The following is a 16,718-nucleotide window of genomic DNA, read 5'->3' as shown; positions in this document are numbered from 1 at the left end:
ACGCCGAACTGGACGGAGCAATGACCTTGCCGAATTTCAGGATTGCCGCGCGGCCCACGGCCTAAGCCACCACAAAGCGCGGATCCAGCCGGGCCAGCGCGAAGGCGCGCGTGTGGGTGACGAACGCCTTGAGCAATATCGACGGCGACCGCTGCGCCGAAAACAGCACGGAAAAGTCCGTCGTCAGCAACGGTTCGAACATCCGGAAGCAGACGCCGGCGCCCTTGTACTCGTGCGCGGTGATCGGATCGATCAGCGCCACGCCCAGCCCCTCCTCCACGAATGCGCAGATGCTCCAGGACACCTGCGTTTCCACCTGCACCTTGCACTCGATGCCGTAGGAAGCGAACAGCGCATCGATCTGCAGCCGGGAATCCAGCACGCGCGGATGGGAGACAAAGCTCTCCCCCGCCAGGTCCTGGGGCCGGATCACTTCCTTGCCGGCCAGCGGGTGCCCGGCCGGCGCAGGCGCTGTTCGACGAGGTGCAGCGCTCGCTGGTGGGGATCGACCGGATTGCGCAGACGGCACTGGAGATCTGCGACATGCAGCGCGGCTCGCTGCAGATCGCCACCGCGCCGGCGCTGGCGTTGTCATTCCTGCCGCGGGCAATCCAACGACAAGCGATTCTTCGGGCTGGCCGCGCCGAACCGGCGCAGCAGCAAGGGCGAGGACAGCGCGCCAGCCTGGATTGACAGCGTGAGCTGCATCAGGTCCTGCCAATGTCGTTCGATGAGATCCCAGTTGACCGTTTCGGTGAACAGCGTGTCGATGTGCTGGTACTTCGTCTCGGAATCCACTCGGTATAGCTTGAGATCCTGCCAGTTCCGGATGCGCGGCATCAGCTTGATGCCCAGCAGGTGGGTGAAGGCAAACACCGCCGCCGACTGGCCCTGGGTGTCGGCGTGGACGGTATCCGCCTCGACGCTCAGGCCTGCCTTGAGAAGTCCCTCGATGACGTAGATCGCCTCCCAGATGCCTGGCGGGATGAAATGCCGGAAGACCGCAATGTAATTGTCCGCTACGTGCCGGTAGGCCACCGCGCCCATCTTGCGGTACCGGTGGTGGTAGCCAGGCCAGCAGATTGTTGTCGTAGAAATCGTACTGGGTGCCATCGGCCGCCACCGTCTTGCAATCGCCCCAGTGCTTGGGCAGGTCCAGTCGTAGATAGAGCTCGATCAGCTCCCGCTGTGCGGTCTCCAGCCGCTCGAGGCTCAAGTGCCGCCGGTTGACGAACGACATCATGTGTGGCGTGACTTTGTCGCCCATATGGCGCGCCGCCTGGGTCGGCCCGAGATTACAGCCCATCGCGAAGATGGTCAGCAAGTAGCGCTCGGCAGCGTTACGAATCTTGGGGTCGCTACCACTGAGCGGGCCGAAATGCCGCGTGAAATGTGTCCAGTGTTCGATATTGGCCAGCACGTCCAGCAGGTTGCGCACCGGCATGCGCTTCATCAGCGCTTTCTGCAGCGCGACTGCGCTTTCCGGGACGATGGTGGCCGCGGTGCGGCGCACCACCAGCTCGCCCGCTTTGTTGATGATCACATGCTCGGACTTCTCGGGGAACCGCTCATCCAGTTGACGAGCCGTGTCCGCAAGCCTCTGACGCAGCTGGGCCACGAAGCCGGCGCTGCTGGCGGGCATGCCGAACTTCTCGCAGTAGCTCGGCAAGCGGTGTTCGCACTCGCGCCATGGCAGCAGGTGATCGCGGTAGTCCGCAAATGCGTCGGAGCCGGTCACGCACAGATCGCCGCTGCGCAATTCCTTGGCCATATAGGACAGGACGCAGAGCTCGAGATAGCGACGATTGGTCGGGGCGCCCAGTTCGATCGGACGGCGCACCAGCTTGCGCCAGCGTTCCGAGGAAAAGCTGAGGTCAACGTCGACGGCAACCCACTCCCGGTGCAGCGACTCGTTCTCGAACACTCGTTTCAAACGCCGTCAGCAAGGTCTGCGATTGCGTGGTCGATCCCCATGCCAGGGCGTGCGCCAGGCGCAGCAGGACGGCCCGGTGCGCCTTGAAATGCCGCCACAGCAACGGCAGGTGGTTCTTGCCGCTGTAGGCTCGCACCTCCGCACAACTCTCGCGCAAGGGCTCGAGACTGCCTGTCGGCGCCAGATACTGGCGTACCCGGGCGCCCAGTGTGGCATCTTCCTTGTGATCGTCCACAATGTTGACCACGCCGTCGAGCAGATCCACGAGGCTTTCCATCTGCTCGCGCTGCCGCGCCTGGATCAGCGCAAGCTCTTCCTTGGCCCGTTTGTGGATCGCCCCCATACGACGGATGAACATCTCGGCCAGATCGTCGCGGGCCCGTACGCGCATTTGATGCAGCAGTGCCACGAACAGGGTATAGCGACGCTCGGGCAGGATTTCCTTCAGGTTGGCCGCGTCCAGGCTCATCGCTTGCGATGACAGGGAGCGCAGCTTCGTGGTCGGCACTTCTTCCAGCGCGCGGGCGTAGCCCCCAAAGCCTTCGAGCCAGGTGAGATGTTCGATCAGCAAGGAGATGTGCTTGCGCGACGGCCGCAATGCGTAGCGCTTGATGGTGTTGTATGCCGTCTGGCGCTGATTGAATTCCCGATTGAGCAGGCGGTCCAGCTGGGCCTTGTCATCATCCGTCAGGCGTCGCGCGACGCGCCGGAACAGAGCTGTTTGCGTGCGCGCATGGACTTGCTCCGAATCCAGCGTCGAGAACGACGGCAATTCGACCTGCTGCTGGATCAGGGTGTCGATGGTGGCATTGATGATGTCCACCGGCTGATCCACGACCTCGGCCGCCTCCCGTGCCGCACGCACGGCGACTTCATTGGCGTCGGTGCCGTAGTAGGACTGGATGCCAAGAAACTCGCGAATGGTGGCGTAGCGCCGAAACAATGCAGGAGATCTGGCTCTGTCGTAGCCAAAGTCGACCTCCGTGCCGATGCCTGCGCTAACCCGGACGTGCTCGATGATGGCCGTGGGAATGGAATCAAGATTGGGGAAGTGGTGCATCCCAAACCTTCAGCAGCACCAGTAGGCCGAGTCGCGTGGACTCCCCCCGCGCATTGCGTCGCCCCCACACCAGTTCCTCGACGTCCGGCGTATAGCAGGCCTGCAATTCCGCTGTCGAAAAGACCTTGGGAAAGCGCGGATAGGCGGTGCGTTCTACGTTGGCCATGCCGGACTGAGATCTCCAATGGGCCGGCCACTGTAGCGGAAGAGTCGCTCGAGAGACGGCGCCGTTTCTTTTAACAATTGGATATTTGGACGTGGCCCCCGCGTACGCTCCGCGCAAGGCGTCGAATCAGCCTGCAGAGCGATAGCGCTGCATCAACTCCGGCATCGTCGAGGGTTCGGTACCCGGGAGGCCAGCGGCCTGGTGGAGGCGGAAAGCTTGCGTCACATCGCACTCGACGGGAAACACCGGGACACCTTGCGCCAGCATCCAGATCAGGTGGTGGGCGCCCTTGTCGACCACGGCAAACCGATAGGTCTGCGCCCCTTGCAGATCCTGTGGGCGCCGTCGCAGGCGCCGAACATCCTGCACGCGCTCTGCCATATGGCGCAGGCATTGAACCTGCGGAAGTGGGACCGGCATCCGTGCAGAGTCACGGCATTGCGCGGCGGCTTCTGTGAGTTTTGGGTCGGCGAGCCAAGTAAATGGAGGCTCTTCCAGGAATTGCCGATACTGGAATCCCGGCTCTTGTTGCCAAAGCGTCATGAACCGAGAAGCCTCGACGAACACGACGGCGCGGGCGGCATCCTGGGAAGGGGCTTGGCCCCGCCAGCCGCAGAACAATTTCGCCCGCGCTCGTGCTAGGCAGGCGGAACAAGAGGGCCGGCACGGCGCTACTCGTATCCGTCCCGATGTCCAGCGAGGCTTGTGGGCCGCCAAGGGGCTGGGCTTGTACGGTCGCGTCCGGCAACCGGTGGGGAACTGCCGGAGCCGATACCGTGCTTCTTGCACGACCGCTTCGTCTTTCGAGAACAGGTTCTTGCATGATAGTTGCGCGGAGGGATGACACAGGCAATTACAGCGTGATGACGTTCATCGAGGAAGCCGTCTCTGGGGCTACCTGATGAATCACCTTTCCCGCCAGCGCGGTCTGTTTCAGATCGGCCACCACCTCAGCAGCACCGCCATAGGGCGCGATCAAGTCGATCAGGATCACCTTGTCGCCCGATTTCCAGTCGCCGGGGGCGAGGTGGAATGGCGGCCTGACAAATCGCTCTACCACTGTCTCGGACAGGTAAGCCCATGTCACGAACGCGGTAGGCATGTCGCCCTTCATGTAGAGCTTGGCCTGCTCCAGCACGAGCGGCGGCATGACACGCCATTCCAGGTCGGCGAAGAAGGCATGCCGAGTCGATGGATTGTTCATCATCAGCCAGGAGACAGGCCCCAGCAGGGGGATCTTCTTGATGACGCGCTGAGCCTGCTCGGCGGCGAACTTTGCCAGTTGCTCGGTGTTCGTAGGGGTTGTCATTGGGTTCTCACTTGCGGTGATTGGGTGGCGTTCGATGCGGCTGGCATGGCCGGCACCGCGGGTGTGGTTTGACTGGCATCCTCGGTCAGCAAGGCATTGACGGCAATGACGTCGCCTTCTGCCAGCGTGCCAGCGGCCGATTTCAGGCGTAGCCCCTGCAGGATGGTGTCGTAGCGCGCCTTGGCCAGGTCGCGCTGTGCGGCGAAAAGCTGCTGCTCGGCATTGAGCACGTCGATATTGACGCGCGTGCCGATTCGGTAGCCGATCTTGTTGGCATTCACTGCATCCAGGCTCGAGGTGACCGCCGAGGTCAGCGCCGCCAACTGCGACAGGCCGCTGGTAACGCCGCCGAAGGCCTGCCGCGCCAGCGTGGCCGCCTGGCGCCGCGCCGCCTCCAGTTCCGCGCGGCTCTTGTATTGGTTGGCAATGGCTTCCGACACCCGGGAATTGACCGCGCCGCCCTGGTAGATGGGAATGGTCAGCTGCAGGCCGATGGTGCCGGATTTGACCCGATTCTCGATGTCGGCCGGCGAGGTCATGGACCCCGACGTGTAGTTCCGGCCATAGCCGGCGGTGAAATCGAGCGTCGGCAGGTGGGCCGCCCGGTTCTTTGACACTTCCTTCTCGGCCACTTCCACCGCAGCCAACTGCGTGCGCACCGCAGGGTTGTTCTCGCGCGCGTTGCCCATCCACGCGCCAACGTCTGCCGGCTCGGGTGCGGGCAGGCTTACATTGGCCCGGAGGCCAGCCAGCGGGTCGGGCAGTGCCCCAATCAGCTTTTCCAGTTCTGCCTGCCGGGATTCCTGATCGTTCAGCGCCTGCACCAGTTGAGACCGGCCAAGATCATGCCGGGACTGCGCCTCGTACACGTCGGTGATGGTTGCCTCGCCCACGTCGTAGCGGCGCTTGGCCAGCACACGCTGCTGCTCCACCGCACGCAGCTGCGCCTTGGCGACCGTTACGCTGTCGCGTGCGGTCAGCACGTCAAAGTACGCCTGAGCCGTGCGCAGGAGCAGGTCGCTCTCGGCCTGCGCGAACTGGGCCTCGGCCTGTTCGACCTGCGCGCCAGCTTGCGCGACGCCGATCCAGCTGGCGACGCGCACGACTGGCTGCGACAGCTGCAGGTTCCACGCCCAGCTATTGACGTTCCGGTCTTGATAGGGGCTGCCGGCAAAACTCGCTTGCCCGTTCTGGCGGCCGCCGTTGCCATTCAGGTTGACGGTCGGCAGCACGCCGGCCCGAGCCTGCGGCAGCTTCTCGCGCCCAGCTTCCAACGCATAGCGGGCCGCCTCAAAAGTCGGATCGCCACTTTGGGCAAGGCGGTAAGCCGCCACCAGATCGATGGCGTGGCCATGCGGCATGGCCATGCCCGCCAGCACGGCCATGGCGGCGCTGGCAATGTGGGAAATTCGTACCATTACCGCTCCCGCAGGGCCTCGTCCTTGTAGCGCAGCAGCGGCGACAGGAAGTAGGAGATCATGCGGCGCTCATCGACCCGGATGTCCGCCGTTACGCTCATGCCGGGCGTGAGCGTGCCCTTGCGGCCGTTGACCGAATTTGGCGTGGCCTGTTCCGCCAGCCGGATGCGCACCGGGTAGATGGGCCCGAGCTTCTGGTCGTTGACGGCATCGGTGCCGACCCACTGCACCTGGCCCTCGATGTAGCCGAAGCGGGTGAAATCGAACGTTTCAACCTTGGTGATAACCCGCTGCCCGGGCTTCACGTAGCCGATGTCCTTATTTTGGACCTGGGCATCGACCTCCAGAGCTGTATTCTCGGGCACCACGGTGGCGACCGGCTGCGCCTGGGTGACCACGCCGCCGACGGTCGTGACCGCCAGCTGCTGGACCACGCCATCAATGGGCGCCCGAAGGATCTGCAGGTCCCGGCGCTGCCGGGCCTTGACCAGTTCCAGCTCGGCGGTCGCCGCCTTGCGGCTTTGTTCCGCCAGCTCGGCAGAATGGCGGGCCGTGAACTCGGCCACTGCCTGCGCCCGCTGTTGATGGGCCGCGTTCAGACCTGCACCGGCTTCCGCCAACCGGTTGGTCTGCAGGGCCAGCTCCTTCTTGAGATTGATCAGTTCGAGCCGCGTCTCGATCAGGCCCGTCTCGGCAATATGACCGGTCTTGACCAGCTCCTCGCGCATGTCATTCTTCTTCGTGACCAGCGGCAGGCTTTCCCGGATCTGCTCGAGGCTGGCGGCGGCGCCGTCGCGGTCGGCACGTTTGCGCGCGATCTCAGCATCAAGCGCCGCCATCTTGGCGCGGTGCTCGGCCAGGGCGCTGGTGAGCAGCGCCCGCTGCGTGCGGGCGATATCGTCCGGCAGCCCCTCTATTGGCCGCATGGTGGCCTTGCCATCCAGCAGCGCTGTCAGCCGCTGCACCTCCGCCTCAGCTTCCCAGTGGTCGCGCTGCAGGCGATCTCGGTCAGCCGCAGTCGTGGTCGGGTCCAGTTCGATCAGGACATCGCCGGCCTTGACCTTCTGGCCATCGCGCACATAGATCTGGCGCACGACGCCGGCTTCGAGTGGCTGTACCACCTTGGACTTGCCCGAGGGGATGATCTTGCCTTGTGCGGACACGACCACGTCCATCCTGGCGAACACGGCGTAGGCCAGCGCGATGGCGGCCATGCCGCAAACCATCAGGGAAATCTTGCCGGCCTTTCCCGCCGGACGGCGGTTACGCACGCCGCTGGCGGCGCGCTCGAAATCGTCCAGCACCGGGTTCGGTGCGAGCTGGTTGTCAGACATGGAACTCTCCGGCGTCGGGCAACGCCTGCGCGGCTTTGTGGTTGAGGGAAGGGGATGGCTTGCTGAGCGCTTCCAGCGCCCGCGACGCTTCAAAGAGCGAGCGGTAGCGCCCAGGCTTGTCGATCAGGGTTGTGTGATGGCCGGATTCGACCAGCTTGCCGTTCTCCAGCACCAGGATGCGGTCGGCCATGCGCAGCGTCGTCAGGCGGTGAGCCGCAATGAACACGGTGCGGCCCTTGCAAATCTGGCGCAGGTTGTTGTGAATCACCTGTTCGGATTCGTAATCGAGGCTGGCAGTGGCCTCGTCCAGCAGCAGGATGCGCGGATCGGTGGCAAGCGCCCGCGCAATGGCAATGCGGGAGCGCTGGCCGCCCGACAGCAGGCAGCCGCGCTCGCCGATCACCGTGCCGTAGCCTTGCGGCAGCAAGTTGATGAATTCGTGTGCCCCGGCCAACTGCGCAACGGCCATCACTTCTTCGAAAGTCAGGCTGGGCTGGCCAAGCGCAATGTTCTCTTGCGCCGTCAGGTTGAAGAGCGCCGCGTCCTGCGCCACCACGCCAACCTGCGAGCGCAGCCAGTGCGGGTCAGCCGAGGCCAGATCGATGCCATCCACCAGCACCCGCCCGGACTGCGGCGTATAGAGACGCTGGAGCAGACGCATGAGGGTGGTCTTGCCCGCCCCGGATATGCCCACCACGCCAATGATCTCGCCGGCTTTTACCCTGAAGCTCACATCGGACAGGACGGTTGGACCGTTCTCGTGATACTGGAAGCTCACGTTGTCAAACGTGACTTCGCCAACGATGGGCGCACGCCTGTCACCGCCTGCAGTGGCGGCTTCGGGCTGCGCATCCATGATCTCCGCCAGGCGCTTGACCGAGACACGCATCTGCGTGAACTCCTGCCACAAGGACGACAGCTTGAGAATCGGCGCGTTGACCCGGCCCGACAGCATGTTGAAGGCGATCAGCCCCCCGACGGTCAGGTTGCCGTCGATGACCTGCATGGCGCCGACGCCAAGCAGAATGACGGTCAGCAGCTTGCTGGCAGTCTGGATCACAAGGTTGGTCCAGTTGGCGGTATGCCCCGACTCGAAGGCCGAGGTCACATAGCGGGCCAGGCGCTTTTCCCAGAGGCGTCGCCAGCTTGACTCGACGGCCTGGCCCTTGAGGGTTTCCATGGCGCCCAGGGTTTCGGCCAGGAAGCTCTGGTTCTCCGCACCGAGGGCGAACTTGTCTTCCAGCTTCTTGCGCAGCAGCGGGCTGACCAGATACGACGCGCCAAAGAAGATCGGCAGGAACGCCAGTACGATGAAGGTCAGCAGCGGGCTGTAGTAGAACATCACCGCCAGGTAGACCACGGCGAACAGCAGGTCCAGCCACGCGGTCAGCGCCTGCCCGGTCAGGAAGTTGCGCGCCGACTCGAGCTCGCGTACGCGGGCGATGATCTCGCCCGAATTTCGGCTGTTGAAGAACGACATCGGCAGGCGCATCAGGTGCGCGAAGAGCCGTGCCCCCAGTTCCACGTCCACCCGGTTGGTCGTATGCGAGAACAGGTATTGCCGCGCGCCAGACAGCACCATCTCGAAGACGGCCACGCCGGCCAGCGCGATCAGCATGACGACGAGCGTGGCCTGGCTGCGATGGGTGAGTACCTTGTCGATCACCACCTGAAAGGCCAGCGGCGTCATCAGTGCGAAAATCTGCACGAAGAAGGTCGCCAGCAGTACCTGCGCCATCTCGGCCTTGTACTTCGACAGGGCATGCCAGAACCAGGCGAAGCCAAATTTATGGCTTGTCGGATCAATCCTGGCCACCACCGCTTCGGTGCTGAGGATGCCGCTGACCCAGGTGCCGGAGAACTCGCGGGCAAAGTCCCCCATCTTGACCAGATCGGGCTTGTCATCCCCCGCACGCTGGATCATCAGGTGGTCCCCTTGCGCATTGCCCACCACCACGGCGAGGCCGGACCGGTCCAGAGCGATCACCGGCAGCGTCGTCTTCGCCAGTTGCGCGACCGTACCACGATGTGTGTGGGTCTCGAATTGCAATTCGCGCAGCGCATGATCGATGGATTGGGCGGCGCCTTCGACGCCCTCGCCAAACTCACGCCATTGCTGCTCGATCCGGGCACCTGCGGCCACCTCTTGCAGTCTTGCGAAGAAGGCGACGGCCCGCGTGTTGCGCGCTGGCGTTGAGGCGGACTGAGGGGCCGCAGAGGAGGAAACGGTATTGTTGGACAAAAAAGCGCTCCCTGCGGCATAGGCGCGATGCGCCATGCCGGCCTGGTTGATGCAATGAGAATGAAGCGGGATCAGCTCTGGTAGCTGGCCCCCATAGAGAGGTCGTTCAAGCCCGCTTGAGCGGCGCTGGCAATGATTTCCTCCGGCGTGGGCTCGTGCGGCGGTACATAGCCGAACTGCTGCCCCTCGCGCGGCGGTGCGGTATTGCTCCCTTGCGTGAACAGCAGTAGCGCCCGGCACAAGGCAGCCTCGCTGGCCCAACCCGGTGGCGGCGATGCCTCGGAATCTGGTTGCACGAGGGGCGTCTCAGCCAGCGCGGCTTGCGCCACCACGTCGGCAGTGAACGCCGCGTCATCTGTCTGCGCCTCCGGCACGATGCCTGCATGGATCTCCTCCAGGTACAGCGCGAAGCTGGGCAGCGGCACGTCCTTGCCCGCGAACATGACGTCGGCAGCTTCGCTCTTGCTGCCGTCGGTGTGCGTCACATCGACGGTGCCGAATACCACGTTGCCGTGGTCGAGGTGCGCTTCGCCCTTGCGATCCAGGCCAATCGAGGCAATGCCGGCCTCGTCCAGAGATTTGTGCTCGGCCTGGGTGAAGTCACCATTGCCGTCCGCGTCCACCACCACCTTGAACTGGCTCCAGGCGGCGTCCTCGTTGGTGATCCTGCCGTCGTGGTTGCTGTCGAAGGCAGCCAGCGCCTCCACATCGGTCTTGGCGCCAGGTGCGAAATTGGTCAGCCGGGTCTCCTCGACGGAAATCCTGCCGTCGCCGTCGGCATCGAAGCCCAGCACGCCATCGGTCGCCGCAGCCCAGCCGATCTGCTCGGTCTGGCCATCGTGGTTGACGTCCGCCTTGACGTTGGACTGGTCGGCTGCGATCAACTCTGTCCCGTTGCCATTCAGATCCAGCACGATCGGGGTGAAACCGCCGCTGGCGTTGGTGCCCTTGTGCGTGGCGTTGACAACCACATCGGTGACGGCTCCCTGGGCATCCTGGATGCGGATGGTGAAATTGTCCGCGCCGTTGTAGGGGTCACCGCGATGGCTGAGGTATTGCCAATAGTTGGGGCTGTCGATCAGATGCTGGGCCAGCCAGGGGTGGCCTTGATAGTCAGGCGTAAAGGTGTCGACGTATGCATTGCCGTACGCATGCCCATGCTGCGGTCCTTGAGCAATCGATATGACGATGGCTGCCGAATTGCCGTCCGGGTCATAGGCGACGATGCGGCCCATCTGCCGCGCGGGGTCATCGGCAGGCCCAACATAGACCGGCATGTCGACCCCGCCGGAATTCAGTTGCATGACGCTGTCGACCTGACTCAGTTCGAGCGGCTTGAGCATGCCATTCTGGTACTGGGCCGGCGTGTAGCGCGCCCCGCCGGCGTCGTACAACTGGCCTTGCGCGGACAGGGACCTGGCCAGCCCCTCATCGTAGAGCGGCTGGAAGTAGTTCGTGGCCCGCTCGTGGTTTTCATCGTAGGCAGCCCAGATTGGCCCGCCGCCGTCGACGGGGGCTTCTGTGCCAATTTGCGGCGCCGGGCCGTAGTAATAGCCGAAAACCGGCCGGCCGTACTCGATGGCCTCGATCACAGGGGCATCGTTGACCGACGCCACATTCAGGTAAGCCGTCGCCCAGGTCTGGCCGCCGTACGGGTCGGTGACCAGGTACTGGAACGACGCCTGCCCATAGAAATCGGTGTTCGGGGTGAAGCGTACCTGGCCGTCGGACTGGATCTCGACCGTACCGTGCTGGGCGTTGGCCACTTGCGTGACCGTCAGTGCATCACCATCCGGGTCCGAGTCATTGCTGAGGAACTGTGCGGTGTTGATGATGAACGGCGTGTCTTCGTAGCCCGAGAAGCCATCATCCACGGCGACCGGCGTGGTGTTGATTTTCTCCAGGTTGACCGTTGTGGTCGCCGTGGCGAAGCCGCCGGCGCCGTCGGCAATCGTGTAGGTGAAGTGGCCCTGCGCGCCGGGATAGCCGCCATAGCCTGGCTCGGGCAGGAACGTGACCGAACCGTCCGCGTTCAGGCGTACCGTGCCGTGTTCGGCATCGGACACGCCCACGATACGCAGGTCCGCGTGCGGGTTATCGATGTCGAAGTCATCGGCCAGCAGCGCCGCCGCCGTCATGGTGATGGCCACGCCCTTGCGGCCGTCGACAATGTTGTCGTTGGCAATCGGGGCGTCGTTGACCGGCACCACGTGGATGGTAGCGGTCGCGGTCGAAGTCGCTCCGGCGGCATCGCTCACCTCATAGGTGAAGGTCGCATCGCCAAAGAAATCTTGGTCCGGCACGAAGCGGATGGTGCCGTCCGAATTCAGCGATACCGTGCCATGCGTGGCACCGTTGACACGGGTGATCGTCAGCGCCTCGTGTGGATCGTCCACGTCCGAATCGTTGGCCAGCAGTGCCGCCGCCTCGATGGTCAGCGCCATGTCCTCCGTGCCGGCGATCACGTCGTCGCGCAGGCGCGGCGCGTCGTTGACCGGCGCCAGGTCGATATCGACGCGCGCGGTGGTGGTGGCGCCGTGGGGGTCCGAGACGGTGTACTTGAAGCTGGCCGGCCCGAAGTAGTCGGCTTCCGGGATGAAGCTGACCGAGCCGTCCGCATTCAGCCGCACCTCGCCGTGCTGGGCGTTGCCGACCGCCACCAGCGTGAGGGAGGGTTGCGCATCGTCCACGTCGCGGTCATTGGCCAGCAGGCTGGCCGCCGTGAAGGTGGGCGCCTCGTCTTCGTTGCCGCTGAACTGTTCGCCGGTCACAATGGGCGCGTCGTTGACCGGCGCCAGGTCGACCGTCGCCATGGCCTCGTTGTAACCACCCGCGCCGTCGTAGACCGTGTAGAAGAAGGTGGCCGTGCCGTAGAAGTCCTGCTCGGGGACGAAGCGTATTTGCCCGTCCGGCATCAGCTCGACCGTGCCGTGCTGGCCATTGCGCACTGAGAAGACCGTCAGGTCCGAGTGCGGGTTGTCCACGTCGGTCTCGTTTGCCAGCAGCGTTGCCTGCTCGATCAGCAGGACTGTGTCCTCGTCGGTGGCAATGGTCTCGCCGGCGACCACCGGGGCGTCATTGACCGGGCGAATCTCCAGGTTGACAGTGGCCGGCGTCAGGCCGCCATTGCCGTCGGAGACCCAATAGACGAAGCTGGCCGGGCCGAAGTAGTCGCGGTCTGGCAGGAAGCGCACATTGCCATCGGCATCGAGCCTGACCAGCCCATGCTGGGCATGCGAGACGCGCAGGATGCTCAGCACATCGCCGACCGTCGGCGTATCCACATCGAAATCATTGGCCAGCAGTTGTGCGGACGAGAGCAGAATGCCTACGTCCTCGTCCATCGCCACGTTCTCGCCCGCCGTGACCGGCACATCATTGACCGGGGCAACGTCCAGATAGACGCGGCCCAGCGATTGCAGGCCGTACTGGTCCTCGACCACGTAACGGAACAGCGTCGGTCCCCAGTAGTCGGAGTCGGGCGTGAACACCACGCGCTGGCTGCCGTCTGCCTGGATCACGATGGCGACCTTGCCATGCTCGGCGCCGAATACCTCGACCAGGCGCAGCGGCTGGGTGGTGGCATTCCGGGTGGTGTCGTTCGCCAGCAGTACCAAGGCGTCGAAGGCATAGCGGGTGTCCTCGACCCCGCCCACGCGCTCATCCAACACGTCGGGCGGGGCCAGACGCACGTCCTCGCCGTTGGGGCCGGCTATGATCCGCTCCGGCAGCGGACTGGTGCTCGCCGTACCGGACTTGGCCCCGTCCTGAGTGTCGTCGTGCGCCACCGTCTCGATCCGGCTCGGCGCCACTTCCACCGTCAGGACTTCAGCCGGGCCGGAACTGGCGGGGCGGCGGCTCGGTGGCAGTGAATCCACCGGCGGCGCCACGAACAGGGGCGGCGTGGCCGGGGCCGGCGATGCATCCGTTGCATCGGTCGTGCCGGGCACGCGGCTGACAGTGTTGTTGCCGCTCGCATCGACGGCCAGCGGAGCGCCCGGCTCAGCGCCGCCCGCAGCCTCGGCTCCCGTGACGCCGGCCACCATGCCGATGCCCACGCCGACCAGTGCGCCGGCGCCAGCGAACGGGCTGTCCGCGCTCTTGATCCACTCGTCCCGAATCGCGGCATAGGCATCCGTCGGGTTCGTCGGCGCCGCGCTGGTGACGCGGCCATCGTTCGGCCGGACGGACTCGGTGCGTTGCGGTGGCTTGCCGTTGTTGGCATCGCCCTTGGAGGTCAGGCGGCCATCGGCGGCGTCGACGTTCGTGGCCTTGGTCTCGCCTGACGTGAGCCCCTCGCCATCGGTCACGCGAATGTCGTCGGCGGCAATGACCGCCTCGGCCAGGGTCTGCTCATGCTGCTTGTCGCTGGCGCTGCGGATCGTGGTGTCGCCTGCCTCGACGCGCATTTGGCCGCTGGCGTCCGCGGCTGCCTCGCCACCGTGGGTATGGCCGGCTTCGCCAGTGTAGTCGTGCGTGACGACGGCATTCAGGACCGTCTCGCCGCCTTCCTTCGCGTGCAGCATGCCGGCAAAAGCGTCCAGGTCGCCGTCGCCATCCGTGTCCGCGAACGCCGCCTGATAGGCGTCGCCGCGCACGTCTGCCGTCAGGTGCTGCTCGGTGACCGTCATGACACTGCCGTCTGCGGCGCGCAGCACCGGTGGCGTGCTGGTGAAATCCAGGCTGGCGATCCCGCGGTCAAGGAACGAGGCGAACTCGCCCTTGTCCGTCTGGCCATTGCGGTTCACGTCCAGCCAGATACCGAGCGCGGCAAAGGCCGGGTCGGAGGCGTCCAGCCTGCCGTCGTGGTTGATGTCCAGCTGTTGCGGGCATGGGCGGCCGCCGCATCGGGGTCATTGGTCAGAATCTCATTCTGGCCGATAACCCCGTCGCCATTCGCATCGATGGAGAGAATGCCCTGGTTGGCGTTGATCCAGTCGGTTTGCTCGATGTAGCCATCCAGATCGACGTTCTTGCCGATCCGGCTAGCGCTTACGCTCGCGGGCAGTTCCGGCTTCAGATCGACCGTCAGCGCCGTGAAATGCTGGCGGATGCCGTCGGCGTCCTGCTCGGGCATGCCCGCCGCGGCGTCGGGACTCTGCCAATCCTGATTGTGCAACTGTTGCGCGACACGCGCCCGGTTCTCGTCAATGCCGCCCGTGCCCGGCGGCGTCAGCGGCCCGTGTTCGTTCATGGCGGCGAGCACCGTCTCGGCCTCCCAGGCCGGCACCACGGCTTCGAACGCATGGGCCAGGAACTCCTGCATCAGCGTTGCCTGGCCTTCCTGACCACGGCTACCGGAGCCATCGAAGTAGCGCGTCTGCGCCTGACCGCTTTCGTCAATCCATTTCAGGTACAGGTGGCCGGGTGCGCCACCGCCATCGCTGGCGATATTGCCCAGGTAGCTATCCGGATCGTAGGCGTAGCCAATCGTCGGCAGGCGCTGCGGAATGATGGCGTAGAGCGGGTTGCCATTGGCGTCGACCTGTGTGGCAAGCGACTGCTGCAGGGCATCCACCAGGCTTTGCAGCATCTTGGTCGGCGTATCCCCGCCTTGCTCGGTATCGACGGTGGTCAGCACATGGATGCTGCCATCCGGGTTCCACACGGCCGTCGCCTCGCCCTCGAGCGTCGGGATATCGTCGTCGGTAAAAGCCGCGCCAATCATCGCTACCGCCATTGCGGCGAAAGCCAGCGGTGGAGCGTAGGACGAGTATGCTGCGTACCCCATGTATCCCGCCATGGCGCTCGCTGCCGCAGCAGTGCTGAGCGTGGCGCTGGCAATCTGATAACCGTTGCCACCCTCGATTGCCATCACCAGCGACACGATGCTCGCAGCCAGGGCCAGACCGCCTGCCACCTGGCCCATTGTCCCGGCGACGTCCAAGAGGTTGGCCGCCCCAGCAGCCCCTTCCTGGAACAGGGTAAGCCCTTGATCCTTGAGGATGTTGGCGTAGAGCATCGCTGCCTGGCTACCCAGGTTCAGACCGGATGCCGCAATACCCAGGCCGTCGCCATCCTGGATGGCGTTGAACAGGTTCAGACCGGCGGCGAGTACGTTCAGTCCGGCCCCAATGCCATCTGGCAGCAAATGCACATCGCTGCGCAGCCCGTCCAGATTTGCCAGCATGGCGGCGCTGGCTGCCGCAATGGCCGCCGTGTCGCCGGACTCGATGGCCTGAACCAGCGACAGCATGCTTTGCACGCTGCCGAGCACCGCAGTGGCGGTGACTGGTGACTCCGGTGCCGGCGTAACAGTGGGTGGCGTCTCCGGTGTCGCGGAGATTTCACCGGGTGACAAGCCATCTGCCGTTGGGGCGGCTACGTTAAGACGGCCATCCGCCTGAACCGAGACTACCTCACCATGGAGTCCAGTCAGGCGAACATCGCTGCCATCGATGGATACCGTGGCGAGCACCTTCTGCTGTCCATCGACCAGAACCCGCGTGCCGTCATCCAGGGTGTAAAGGGAAACGTCCTTGCCGTAGAGACGCTCGATGGCGCTTTGCCAGTTCGCTGTTCGTTCAGCGAAGGCCTGTCTCTGGGCAAGAATTGCCTCCTCGGTCGGTGTCGCGCCGTCAGAAGTAACGCCGCCATTGTCGACTAGCGGAATACGGTCTCCGCCGAGTGCCGCAAGCGCATTGCCGACACCGGCTGTGCCGGTAGCATCCGAGAACAGCTTGTCGAAGACCTGCTTGAACTGGTCCTCGACTTCATTGCGGATTTGCTGGAGTGTATTGACTGCATCCACCCCAATCGAATCAAGGAAGCCTACCTTATCCAACTGGGTGACAGCGTCGAGAAGATTCTGAAGCTCTTTTCCCGATGTCACGCCGGGGGCCTTATCCAGCCAGTCCTTGGCCATGGCGCGGATGGAGGGATCAGGCGACGCTGATGCCCCATACATGACCCCGAGCGTGTAGAGGTTCGCTGCTAATGCGTCCCCGTAGGCACCGCCCGTGTCGCGCAGCATATTCCAGAACTGCTCCACTTTGGCCGGGCCGCCCATCTTTTCCATTACTCGGAATGGGGCATCAAGCGTCCAGGCTTCGGGAGGGAGACCATTCTTCTCGAAAACTTTGCTGTGAAAACCCCAAACCTCATTACTATTGATATCCCTACTAACAGGTTGAGTTCCCCCCTTTGTCTGCTCGTATAGCGTATCAAGATAGCCCCGAGCCATACCGAATTTAATTTGGTTAACTTGGGCTTCGTCTAGCGGTTTGCCTAACTCTTTTGCGGTGTTACTCATATAG

At 64.2% G+C, this 16,718-nt stretch carries 7 protein-coding genes and 2 pseudogenes; all 9 read right to left on the bottom strand.

Going from position 1 to position 16,718, the window contains the following annotated elements; all coding sequences use genetic code 11:
* Positions 1-61 precede the first annotated feature (61 nt).
* Positions 62-406 (bottom strand): annotated as a pseudogene (locus E0W60_RS38195) (LysR substrate-binding domain-containing protein); the annotation flags it as partial.
* 206 nt (positions 407-612) lie between these two features.
* Positions 613-3,159, bottom strand: a pseudogene (locus tag E0W60_RS38190) (Tn3 family transposase); the annotation flags it as partial.
* Between the two features lie 126 nt (positions 3,160-3,285).
* A complete protein-coding gene (locus E0W60_RS18705) occupies positions 3,286-3,726 on the bottom strand; it encodes a plasmid fertility inhibition factor family protein (RefSeq protein ID WP_431189910.1) in 441 nt (146 codons plus the stop codon).
* A gap of 286 nt (positions 3,727-4,012) precedes the next feature.
* The gene (locus E0W60_RS18700; RefSeq protein WP_135705207.1) at positions 4,013-4,468 is read right to left on the bottom strand and encodes a toxin-activating lysine-acyltransferase; all 456 of its coding nucleotides are present in this window, start codon (positions 4,466-4,468) and stop codon (positions 4,013-4,015) included.
* Positions 4,465-5,886, bottom strand: coding sequence for a TolC family outer membrane protein (locus E0W60_RS18695; RefSeq protein ID WP_135705206.1), 1,422 nt, complete (start codon positions 5,884-5,886; stop codon positions 4,465-4,467). Before E0W60_RS18695 ends, E0W60_RS18700 begins: the two co-directional genes overlap by 4 nt.
* Positions 5,886-7,220, bottom strand: a complete 1,335-nt coding sequence (locus E0W60_RS18690; RefSeq protein WP_135705205.1) for an HlyD family type I secretion periplasmic adaptor subunit — start codon at positions 7,218-7,220, stop codon at positions 5,886-5,888. Before E0W60_RS18690 ends, E0W60_RS18695 begins: the two co-directional genes overlap by 1 nt.
* Positions 7,213-9,498 carry a peptidase domain-containing ABC transporter gene (locus tag E0W60_RS18685; protein WP_135706269.1) on the bottom strand — a complete coding sequence of 762 codons (2,286 nt, stop codon included), beginning with the start codon at positions 9,496-9,498 and terminating at the stop codon, positions 7,213-7,215. The genes E0W60_RS18690 and E0W60_RS18685 overlap by 8 nt, the downstream gene beginning before the upstream one ends.
* A 35-nt stretch (positions 9,499-9,533) precedes the next feature.
* A complete protein-coding gene (locus tag E0W60_RS18680) occupies positions 9,534-14,210 on the bottom strand; it encodes a tandem-95 repeat protein (protein ID WP_135705204.1) in 4,677 nt (1,558 codons plus the stop codon).
* A complete protein-coding gene (locus tag E0W60_RS18675) occupies positions 14,207-16,714 on the bottom strand; it encodes a hypothetical protein (protein WP_135705203.1) in 2,508 nt (835 codons plus the stop codon). Before E0W60_RS18675 ends, E0W60_RS18680 begins: the two co-directional genes overlap by 4 nt.
* Positions 16,715-16,718: the final 4 nt, after the last annotated feature.

Origin of the sequence: Cupriavidus oxalaticus (genome assembly GCF_004768545.1) — a bacterium.
Classification (GTDB): domain Bacteria; phylum Pseudomonadota; class Gammaproteobacteria; order Burkholderiales; family Burkholderiaceae; genus Cupriavidus; species Cupriavidus oxalaticus_A.
The sequence above is the reverse complement of the archived record's forward strand: the minus strand, read 5'-3'. Positions and strand labels throughout refer to the sequence as shown.